The organism is Bifidobacterium sp. C0047B3, assembly GCF_056590535.1.
The window spans coordinates 51,468-63,458 of sequence record NZ_JBWPWH010000006.1; the positions used below are offsets into that span (position 1 = coordinate 51,468).

Genomic DNA, 11,991 nt, shown 5'->3' on the forward strand with positions numbered 1-11,991 from the left:
GGAATTATCAAACTTATAACTAAAAACTATAGAGCTTACAGAATTTATAAACCTTACAAAACTTACAGAATTTATAAAACTTATCCAAATCAACGAGAAGGAAACATCATGACAACATACTTTTTCGACCAACTCGCTAATAATCCGCATGCACTCGTGTTTGCAGGTCAGTCAACTCCGTGGGTTGAAGCTTTGCGCGAGCTTAGTTCAGACGAAGAATTAAACGCAGAACTTCACGAGTATGAAGCAGGCGCAAAAGCTTTGCTGTCTCCAATTTATTCTGAGCTTTTAGCAAATGCAGGCGGCGACATAAACGTGTTTGACGCGCTAGAAAATAAGCATATTAACGCCGCAAACGCGCTTCTTAGCGTGCCTGGAATTACGCTTGCACAGTTCGGTGCAGTGCGCGACTTAACAAATCTTGGATACAACTTTGAAGTAAACAAGCCGTGCGCAGTTTTGGGCCATTCTCAAGGCGTAATCGCAGCAGAAATGGTAAAAGCTCGCATAAAGGCAAAGTCTTGGCAGAAGGCTCGCGCTCAAATCGAAGAATTACTTGCAATTGCCTACTTAATTGGAGCTGCAGGAGATCGCGAATCTCGCATGCTTGAAATTACTGGTGACGGCGAGCACACGCCAATGCTGTCACTTAAAGGAGTTACTAAAAAGCAGGCAGAAGCGTTAATTTCACGCGTAGAGCGCACGCGCGGTGAAGTGTCAATTGCTGTTAAAAACGCTTACAATCACGTGGTTATTGCAGGATACCCGGAAGATATGGAAGCTGTTGCAAACGAAGCGCAAAAAGAAACAAAGCGTTCGAAAAAATTGCGCGAAATGAAAGTTCGCGGTGGAGCTGTATTTGCGCCAGTTGCTGAATATTTGGATGTTACAGTGCCATTCCATTCTCCAATGCTTCAATCTGCAGTTGAGCAGGTAGTAGAGTGGGCGAGCGAGGCTGGCTTGAACACTACAGTTGCTCGCGAATTGGCGGATGCAGTGCTTGTAACTCCTGTTGATTGGGCTGCGCAAATTGGCGAAGTTTTGGAGCAGAACGACGCGCGCTCGCTTTGGATTTTAGACATGGGTCCTAGCGAAGTGCTCGGAAAGCTTACTGGAGTGCTTGTGCAAGGAACAGGCGCTGGAATCGTAGAGGCTGCTACATTGCGCTCTCGCGCTGAGCTTTCAACAGCTGACTCGGCTTCTGAGCCAGAGCGTACGGGCTGCTGGGCTGATTTTGCGCCTCGAGTAATCAACACGCCTGCAGGACGCAAAGTACTTACTAAATTTAGCAAGCTTACAGGCAAAGCTCCTGTGCTTCTTGCAGGAATGACGCCAACGACAGTAGAGCCGGAAATCGTTGCTGCAGCAGCAAATGCAGGCTACTGGGCTGAGCTTGCTGGAGGCGGTCAAGTAACTGCAGAAGTTTTCGATCGTCATATGAAGTCGCTTGAAAATCAGCTTCGCGAAGGCGCAACTATTGAATTTAACGCCATGTTTATGGATCGCTACCTGTGGAATTTGCAATTTGGTTCGAAGCGAATCGTGCCAAAAAAGAGGCAGTCGGGAGCTCCTATTGATGGTGTAGTTATTTCTGCAGGCATTCCAGAACTTGACGAAGCCAAGGAATTAGTAGCATCTTTGCAAGCTGATGGATTCCCTTACGTAACGTTTAAGCCAGGAACAGTTGACCAAATTCGTCAAGTTGTGCGAATTGCTAAGGCTGTTGCTCCAGCAACGATTATTGTTCAGGTTGAGGGTGGTGCTGCAGGCGGTCACCATTCGTGGGAATCTCTTGACGATTTGCTTATGACAACTTACGCGCAAGTGCGCGAGTGCGAAAATTTGGTGCTTGTTGCAGGCGGCGGTATTGGCACTCCTGAGCGTGCTGCAGACTACATTTCTGGCGAATGGGCTAATGAATACGGTTTGCCAAATATGCCAGTTGATGCTGTAATGATTGGCACAGCTGCAATGACAGCAAAAGAAGCACATACAAGCCCTGAAGTAAAGCGTATGCTTGTGGAAACTCCGGGTATTGCGATGCCGAAATCTTCTAGCATTGAAGGTTTTGATGAGGATCCGTTCGCACCTTTGGGGGAGCGTTGGGTGCCTTCTGGCAAAGTTATTGGCGGCGTGACGAGCGGTTTAAGCCATTTGCACGCAGATATTTACGAGTTAGAAAACGCTTCTGCTCGCTGCGGTCGATTGCTCGTTCATATGATGAAACATCCTGAAGAGCTTGAAGCGCGTCGCGATGAAGTAATCGAAGCACTTAACTCTACTGCAAAACCATATTTTGGTGACGTAGAAAGCATGACTTATGCACAATTTGCTCAACGTTTCCTAGATTTGGCATACCCTTGGGTGGATCCGACTTACGCAGATCGCTACATGCATTTGTTGCAGCGTATTGAAGCGCGTTTAATTAATCAAGATTCAGGCGAATTTGATTCTATTTTGCCTTCTATCGAAGAAGTTTCTAAGCACCCTCAAGCTGCTTTATATACGCTGATTGATGCGTTGCCTCAAGCTCGCGAGATGAACGTTGTGCCAATGGATGCCGCTTGGTTCCCAACTTTGGTGCGCGAATACCCTAAGCCAATGCCATTCGTGCCAGTTATTGACAACGATTTGTTGCGTTGGTGGGGTCAAGATCAGCTTTGGCAGTCGGAAGATTCGCGTTACTCGGCAGACGCTGTGCGCGTAATTCCAGGACCGATTTCCGTGGCTGGAATTACGACTATGGATGAGCCGATTGCGGATATTCTAGGACGTTTTGAAGCAGCTATGCTCAATCGTGCAGAATCTGGAGCGGAAACTGGAGTAGAAGCAGAAAATAAGGAAAACGCTGCAAGCAAGTCTTCAAAATCTGCTTTTAGTCAGATTGCTGATGCTAAAAACGTTGAAGCTTACGTGCGCGCATGCCCGAATATTTCTTGGGTTGGTCATGTAACTGCAAACCCTGCTTACGGAACGTCTTTAGGAGACGAAAATTACGTAATTACAGTAACTTCTACTAATAATGACGTAATTTTGCTTGATTTAGATATTAAGCTAGATACATTCTGGGATAATCAAGAAAATCAGGAAGCACAGAATGCTGCTAAACACTCTACAAAAAACGCTGCAAACTCGCCAAATCGCAAGCATGCAGTACGAGATATTGTAATTCCGCTAACTGTTGACGCAAGTCAAGCTGGAAGCATACCAGTAGTAGACCGCGAGCGCTTGCCAAAGCACGTGTACGAAATGCTTGCAGCAACCGCAGGTATTGGAAATACTGCGATTACTGGCGATGTGCTTGACGCTATGCCTAAGGTTGAAACAGTAAAAGAAGATGGCAGTTTGGCAAAATTGCCGGAAGATTTGCTTGCAGAAGGTTATAGAGATTTCCCATTTGGATTGGTTCATTCTTCCTATACTTTCTCGAGAAATCTTGGAATTGACCACGAGTCTGCTACTGCTGGAAGACTTCCAGATGGATTGCTTGCTTCTCGCATTGTGCCAGACGCGTTAGTAGGCCCTGCTTGGCCAACTATTTACTCGGCTTTGGGTTCCGTAATGGTTGATGGCTACCCGATTATTGAGGGTCTGCTTAACGCTGTTCACCTAGATCATTTAGTAGAGCTTGACGTCGATGCCGAAGATTTCCGCAAGTATGTTGATAAGCGAATTAATTTACTAGGCTGGGCTGAGCCGTATGCAGAATCTGCTTCCGGACGCGTGGTAACTATTCACGTAGTGCATACTGCAGCTGACGGCACGCGACTTGCTCACGAAACCGAGCGTTTTGCTATTCGTGGACGAAGCTTCAGCAATGCGCTTCCTGCTCCAGCTGCGCAATATGGCGAAGCTGCAGGATTGCACGGATACGAAATTGAAGACACGCCTCGCAGAGCTTTGCGCAGAGTAGTAGTTCGCGCTCCTCACGATATGACCGCTTTCGCGCGTACTTCTGGAGATTTCAACCCGATCCACACTTCTAAGCGAGGTGCTGCAATTTCCGGGCTTTCTGCTCCTTTGGTACACGGTATGTGGCTTTCCGCAACAGCTCAACATGTTGCTCAAGCAGTTGATGAAAAAGGTGCTCGCTACGAGCTCATTGGCTGGTCCTACAACATGTACGGCATGGTTCAGCTTGATGACGAAGTAGAAATCACAGTTGAACGCGTTGGAAAAGTTCGTCGCGGCGGACTTGCTTTGGAAGTTACGTGCAGAGTTGATGGGCAAATCGTGTCTAAAGCAAGCGCGCTTACTCGCGCTCCACGTGCAGCATTCGTATACCCAGGTCAGGGTATCCAAAAGCAAGGAATGTCGCTGGATGAGCGTGCAAAGTCGCCTGCAGTGCGCGATACTTGGGAGCGAGCAGACAAGCTTACTCGCGAAAAGCTTGGATTCTCAATCCTCGCAGTCGTGCGCGATAATCCGAAGGAACTTACTGCTCACGGCGTAACTTATCACCATCCTGAAGGATTGCTTAATTTGACGCAATTTACGCAAGTTGCGCTCGCAACAGTTGCCTTTGCGCAAACCGCGCGTTTGCGTGAAGCAGGATGCGATATTTGGCCTGCTTACTTTGCAGGACACTCGCTTGGCGAATACAATGCTTTGAGCTCCTTCGCGCAAATTATTCCGCTCGAAACTGTGCTTGAATTGGTGTTCCACCGCGGATCTACAATGCATCACTTGATTGAGCGCGATGCACAAGGTCGTTCGAACTACCGCATGGGTGCTCTTCGACCAAACCAGTTTGGAGTATCAGACGAAGGCGTAAACGCTTACGTTGATGGTATTTCCAAGGCTACTGGCGAATTCTTGCAAATTGTAAACTACAACTTGGCAGGTCAGCAGTACGCAATTGCTGGAACTATTAAGGGCTTGAAGGCATTGGCTGCAGACGCTTCTAAGCGCGCTAAGGAGTATGGTGGCAAGCCTCCATTCATGTTTGTTCCAGGAATTGACGTGCCGTTCCACTCTCGAATTCTTCGAAAGGGCGTGCCGGAATTCCGCGACAAGCTCGATTCGCTGCTGCCGAAGCATATTGATTACTCTGTGCTTGTAGACCGTTACATTCCAAACCTTGTGGCTTGCCCGTTTGAGCTTACGCGAGAATTTGCGCAAAAGATTTTGGATGTTGTGCCATCTGAGCGCATTGAAGCAGCTTTGGAAGATGAAACTACATGGCAGTCTTACGCTGCTGATGAGCAAAAGCTCGGTCGTTTGTTGCTTACCGAATTGCTTTCATGGCAATTTGCTTCTCCAGTTCGCTGGATTGAAACGCAGGCTCTTATGTTTGCCGATCGCGCTCGCGGTGGTCTTGGCGTTGAAGAGTATGTTGAAGTTGGTTTAGGAAACGCGCCAACTTTGGCAAATCTTGGTGCTAAAACTCTTGCTTTGCCGGAGTTTAGTGGCGAAAAAGTGACTGTTTACAACGTTGGTCGTGATGAAGGCCGCGTTTATATGACTGACACGGATTCGCTTGTGCCTGAAGTGTTTACTGAGGAAGATAGTCAAGAAGCAAGTAGCACTGCTGATGCGGCTGCGACTGCGGCTCCTGCTGCAAATGTTGCCTCTGCTGCTCCTGCGGCTGCTGCTCCTGCTCCAGTTGCTAACGCAGCAGCAAGTGGACCTGTAGCAGACTTGCCGTTCAAAGCATCCGACGCAATCTCAATGCTGATTGCGTATAGTGCAAAAATCCGTCTTGATCAAATCGGCGACACTGACACAACTGATACGCTCACAAACGGCGTATCTTCGCGCAGAAACCAGCTTCTTATGGATATTAGTTCCGAGCTTGGCGTGGCTAGCGTGGACGGTGCTGCAGAAGCTCCAATGAGTGCGTTGCGAAAGCTTGTGGATTCGGTTGCTCCTCGCTACAAGGCTTTTGGTGCAGTGCTTTCCGATATTGTGCGCGAACGTTTGCGTGCGCTTTTCGGTGCTGCAGGCGTGAAGCCAGCGCAAATCGACAAGCGTATTTCGGAAGTCTGGCAGCTTGGCGAAGGCTGGCGTGCGCACGTGCTTGCGGCTTTGGTTTTGCAAACGCGTGAAGGTGCTAGCGTGCGCGGTGAAAATCTTGCGCAACTTTCAACTGATCCTGCAAAGAATACTGCTGCAGCCGACGCTTTAATCGACGCAGCTATACAGCAAGTTGCACAAGCTCACGGCGTTAGCGTTTCTCAGCCTGGCTCTACTGGCGCAGCCGGTGGTGCTGTTGTTGATTCTGCAGCTCTTGACGCTTTTGCGCAGCAAGTTGTTGGCGCAGACGGCGTACTTGCTGCAACTGCTAAGTTTGTGCTAGCAAAGCTTGGTGTTGAAGCTCCTAAAGCAGAAACTGAAAGTGACGAAAATGCTGCTGTTGTAGCTGCTGTTGAAGCAGAATTAGGTGCTGATTGGCCAAAGCAAGTGGCTCCTCGATTTGATGAGCGAAAGGCAATTCTTTTCGACGACCGCTGGGCTTCTGCTCGCGAAGACGTTGCTCGCTTGTACTACAAGTATGCCGGAAAGAATGTTGATATTCAGGTAAATGAAGTTTCTGAAATCTTAAATGATTTTGGTAGTTTCCTCGGTGCCGGGGAAGCAGTAGCTTCGGAAGCTGAGTGGTTTGCAAGTCTTTCTAAATCTCGCGAATTAAACAATCTTGCAACAATATTTAATAGTATTGCTCGCGATTCTCGCACTAAACTTGCGCAAAACAACGCTGATACTGCTCAAGCAACTCGTTTTGCAGGAGAAGTTGCAGTAGTTACAGGCGTTGCTCCTAACTCGATTGCTGCTCGCGTAGTAACGGGCTTGCTCGCAGGTGGCGCGACTGTTATTGCAACTTCGCACAGTTTCAAGCCGAGCGTTAAGTCTTGGGCAAAGAAAGCGTATCGCGAAAACGCTCAAATGGGCGCAAAGTTGTGGCTTGTTCCAGCAAACTTGTCTAGCTACCGCGATGTCGACGCGCTTGTAAAGTGGGTTGGCACAGTTTCGAAGAAAGTTAGCGGCGCAACAACTACGATTTTGAAGCCTGCGTACGAGCCGAGCATGTTCTTCCCGTTTGCAGCGCCTCCAGTTCACGGTACTTTGGTTGATTCTGGTTCGCTTTTTGAATCGCAATCTCGCTTAATGTTGTGGGGAGTGGAGCGTGCAATCGCTGGATTTGCGCAAATTGGAGCAGATACGGATGTGCAACATCGTATGCACGTTGTGTTACCTGGCTCTCCAAACCGCGGTATGTTTGGCGGCGACGGTGCTTATGGCGAAGTCAAGAGCGCTTTCGATGCGATTGTGAACCGTGCGCATGCGGAAAGTGTGTGGTCGGATCGCGTGACTTTCGCGCATCCTAAGATTGGATGGGTGCGTGGAACTGGCTTAATGGGCGGAAATGATCCGCTTGTGGCTGTAGTTGAGCGTCACGGATTAACTACCTACTCTACGCAAGAAATGGCAGATCGTTTGCTCAATTTGTGCACTCGCGAGGCGCGCGAACAGGCTGCAATCGCACCTTTGGATGTTGATTTTACGGGCGGATTAGGCAAGGAGCCTCTTGATTTGAACGCGCTTCGTGCAGAAGCGTTAGAAGATCAAAAGCGTGCTGAAGAAGCTGAAGAAGCTGCGGAAGCTGCAGAATCTGGCGAGTCTGCTGCTAAATCAACTGCTAAATCAACCAACAAAGCACTCCCAACGCCTTACGTTCCAACTCAGCCACGAGTCAACTTGGCTGATTGGAAGAATGTGACAGCGCGTCCAGAAGACGAAATTGTAATCGTTTCCGTTGGCGAGCTTGGACCATGGGGTTCCGGACGTACTCGTTTCGAAGCAGAACTTGGAATTCGCGAAGACGGATCCGTGGAGCTTTCTGCAGGAGCAGTACTGGAATTGGCTTGGAATATGGGCTTGCTTACTTGGCAAGACTCTCCAAAGCCAGGCTGGTACGATGCTGAAGGCACGCTTGTTCCAGAAGAAGATATTGCAGAGAAATATCGCGATGAAGTAGTGGCGCGCTCCGGTATTCGACCATTCGAAACCGGCATGGGCGGCGACTACAAAGATGGAGCAAACGAAGAAGAAGCAGAAATTTTCCTCGATCACGATGTGAGTTTCAGCGTTCCAACAGAAACAATTGCGCGCGAATACGTGGCACTTGACGAATCGCATACTGAGATTGCTCGCGATGCAGAATCCGGCGAATGGACTGTTACGCGCAAGGCAGGTTCTATGATTCGCGTGCCGCGTAGGGCTGCAATGACCAGAACTGTCGGTGGACAATTCCCTAAGGGCTTCGATCCGCTAAAGTGGGGCATTCCAGCTTCGATGGTTGGAAGTGTTGACACGATTGCGTTGTGGAATATCGTCACAACAGTGGATGCTTACATTTCCGCCGGTTTCACACCTTCGGAGATTTTGCAATCTGTGCATCCGTCAATGGTTGCTTCCACGCAAGGAACCGGTTTCGGTGGCATGAGCTCAATGCGAAAACTGTACTTGGATCGCTTCCTTAACCACGAAATTCCTACGGACGTACTGCAAGAAGCGCTACCAAACGTTGTTGCAGCTCACGTAATGCAAACCTATATCGGCGGCTATGGAAATATGGTTCAGCCGGTGTCTGCATGCGCAACTGCAGCGGTTTCGCTCGAGGAAGGTGTCGATAAGATTGCTCTTGGCAAAGCTGACTTCGTAGTAACTGGCGCAATTGACGATATCGGTGTGGAATCCGTGGTTGGCTTCGGCAACATGAACGCAACTGCCAATAGCGAAGAAATGTATGCGAAGGGCATCGATCCACGATTCTTCTCGCGTGCAAATGATCGTAGACGTGGAGGCTTCCTTGAAGCACAAGGCGGCGGTACGATTTTGGTTACGCGCGGCGATATTGCTTTGAAGCTTGGTTTGCCTGTTGCTGGCGTAGTCGGGTTCATTCATTCGTATGCTGACGGCATTCATACTTCTATACCTGCTCCGGGCTTGGGTGCTTTGGCTGCAGGCATGGGTGGAGCTAAGTCTAAGCTCGTGCGCGATTTGGCAGCTCTCGGCGTTACTCCGGACGATATTGCTGTGGTTTCTAAGCACGATACGTCTACGAATGCAAACGATCCAAACGAATCCGAGTTGCACAATACTCTTGCGCACGCAATCGGGCGCACGGACGGCAATCCACTGTTCGTAATCAGCCAAAAGACGCTGACCGGACACGCAAAGGGCGGCGCGTGCATCTTCCAAATCAACGGTTTGACGCAACTGTTTAGAAGTGGCGTAATTCCTGGAAATGCATCGCTTGACTGCGTGGATCCTAAGCTTGCGCGCGACGACCACATGGTTTGGTTGCGTGAGCCGATGCGCATTGGCGGTGGTGCAGGCTCTTGTGCAGTGAAGGCTGCTCTTGCAACTTCGCTCGGTTTCGGTCACGTTAGCGGATTTGTGGCATTGGTTCATCCTGGTGCTTTTGAAGCTGCTGTTGCTGCTAGCGCCGGTGCTGATGCTCTTAAGAATTGGCGTAACAAGGCAAATGCGCGTTTGGCTGCAGGTCAGAGGCGATTTGAGGAAGGCATGATGGGTCGATCGGCTTTGTTCGAGCCTGTTGAGAATCGTCACTTGCTGAAGGATGGCACGCGCCTTCCGGATGGCACTCGCTACGACGGTCACGAAGCAGAAAAGGCGATGCTGCTTAATCCTGAAGCTCGCCTTAACGCGAACGGATACTACTGCTAGGTATAAGTAGTCGCAAATGTAAAGAAAAGGTCGGATTTTATCTTAAATCCGACCTAAATTTTACGCGCGTGTAAAATAAAGGTCGTTTTATCGCCTTAATACGGCAGAAACTTTACAGTTGTGTAAAATAAAGGTCGTTTCCGCGCCAAAAAACGGCAGAAACTTTACAGGCGCGTATAAAGTAGGTGTATATGATTGCAGGAATAGGGCACGACTTAGTAAACGTTGCGCAGTTTGCTGAGCAGATGCAGGATGGCAACGGTTGGCGTGCTCTGTTTTCTGTGCGAGAGCTTCGGCAATGTGATCTTCGTGCGCAAGCTAAGAATGATGAAAAAGCTTTGCATATTGCAGCACGTTGGGCTGGCAAAGAAGCTGTGATCAAAGCGTGGTCTGAGGCGCTGTCTACAGCAAATATCTCTTACCCGTATACTTTAGATAACATGCCGTGGGCGAGTATTGAGATTCTTAACGATTCCCATGGTTGCCCACGAGTTATTCTCAGCGCAGATGTGCATTCGCAACTTGTAAAATCGCTTTTAAGTGCGCACAGCGAGTGCATGGATAGTAGCGAGTATATAGATAATAGCGAGCATATAGCTAATAGCGATCGCGTAGCTAATATCCGTTGGCATATTTCGCTCAGCCATGACGGATTATTAGACGATAATTCAGCTTTCGCATCATCTGTTGTAATACTTGAAGTCTTATAGAAGAATTGCATTAAAAGAAAAATATGTTTGGCGCTCTTGTGTCAATGTCACAAGCATCTGTATACTTGAACGAGTCGATATTTGTGCGTGAATATTTCGTGCGAATATAGTGCGTAATTGCGGACGTAGCTCAATGGTAGAGTCTCAGTCTTCCAAACTGATTACGCGGGTCCGATTCCCGTCGTCCGCTCCATTTTTTATTTTTGCTTTGTGCGTTGTAATTTGTTTTTGCTTTGTTTTTTGTAATTTCTTTATTGCAATTTGTTTTTTGCATTTCTTTTATTTCAATTTTTTATAAAAATCGCATATTTTACATATTATTTTCACATTTTCATTGAATTTATGCTTGTTATTAGGGTGCTATTGCTATGGTAGTAGCGAAGAAACACGTAAAAAACATGTCTGGAGGACTCGTGGGACAGATTATCGTACGTGTATTAGTTGGATTAGTGTCGGCTGCTACTGCTTTCACTATGAATGTCGTTGCGCCGCAAAAATCTTCATCGGTTGAACATATGCGTACTAATGTGCATGCAAATGTGCATTCTAATGTGCATACCAAAAATGTCATTATGCCTATTATTCAATCGCATTCTGGCACTGTGTATCAGAGCTCGTTTGTCGATAATGAGTATGGTGCGCACTGGAGCGATGGCGATGGTACTTCGGCTTTTATCGATGGAAATGATGATGTGTTTGTCAATAACGCTAAGGCGGTTATTGATGTTTCTGAGCATCAAAAAGAAATTGATTGGGATGCTGTAAAAGCTTCTGGAGTAGATGGTGCGATTATTCGTATTAGCTATGGCTGGGATAATGGCTATGACAAGCAAGCTTTGCGCAATATTAGCGAATGCAAGCGTCTTGGTATTCCATTTGGCATTTACATGTATTCTTATGCTGAAAAAGCTGAAGATGGTGCTGCTGAAGGTGCAGACATTGTAAATCTTTTAAGGGGTGCTGGAGTAAGCCCTCAAGATCTAACGTATCCTGTTTATTACGATTTGGAAAGGTGGAGCTGGAGTGGTCATAAACCACCAACATCCCCATACGTTTACCAGGATATTGTTGCTTCATGGTGGAATCAGTTAGTTTCTGCAGGCTACAATAAGCTCGGCGTTTACTCTTATGCAAATTATTTGAGAGGACCATTAAATTCTCAGTATATTCACGAACGTACAAGCTGGGTTGCTAGCTACGGTTCTCGCGTAGGATTCCCTATTTCTACAGCGTTGCGCGGATGGCAGTACACTTCCGACGGCAGCGTTGACGGAATTGATGGTCGCGTTGATTTGAACGCATTCGGCATGGCTGATGGCGGCGAAATTAACGGTGTATCTGAGTTTGGTAACGTTATTACTAATGTTAATCCTTCTGGAGAAACGCGAAACTATGGTAGCTGGACTGTAAAGAGTTCTGGTCGTCGTGAAGTATGGACTAATGGAGACAAGAAGTTTGTGCTCCAGTACGAGCTTCGCGATTCATATTATGCTCATGGCGGTCCTGGTCGTCTTGGTGCTCCTGTTGCTGAAGAGGAGAACATGGGTGGCGGCTGGTGGCGTCAGCGTTGCCAGAATGGTGATGTTTG

The 11,991-nt window shown here is 48.0% G+C and carries 3 protein-coding genes and 1 tRNA gene; all 4 read left to right on the plus strand.

Annotation, left to right across the window (positions count from 1 at the left end):
- The first annotated feature begins 108 nt into the window (after positions 1-108).
- Positions 109-9,693, plus strand: coding sequence for a fatty acid synthase subunit beta domain-containing protein (locus tag AC1EKT_RS06045; RefSeq protein WP_481615809.1), 9,585 nt, complete (start codon positions 109-111; stop codon positions 9,691-9,693).
- Positions 9,694-9,884: 191 nt separating this feature from the next.
- The gene (locus AC1EKT_RS06050; protein ID WP_481615810.1) at positions 9,885-10,403 is read left to right on the plus strand and encodes a holo-ACP synthase; all 519 of its coding nucleotides are present in this window, start codon (positions 9,885-9,887) and stop codon (positions 10,401-10,403) included.
- A 119-nt stretch (positions 10,404-10,522) separates the two neighbouring features.
- Positions 10,523-10,596, plus strand: a tRNA-Gly gene (locus tag AC1EKT_RS06055).
- A 175-nt stretch (positions 10,597-10,771) separates the two neighbouring features.
- The coding region (locus AC1EKT_RS06060; protein ID WP_481616915.1) for a glycoside hydrolase family 25 protein at positions 10,772-11,991 on the plus strand (1,220 nt) is incomplete at its 3' end.

Bases quoted from the DNA above. Each gene is read 5' to 3' on its own strand.
- AC1EKT_RS06045 (WP_481615809.1), top strand. From the start codon at position 109: ATGACAACATACTTTTTCGACCAACTCGCTAATAATCCGCATGCACTC.
- AC1EKT_RS06050 (WP_481615810.1), top strand. From the start codon at position 9,885: ATGATTGCAGGAATAGGGCACGACTTAGTAAACGTTGCGCAGTTTGCT.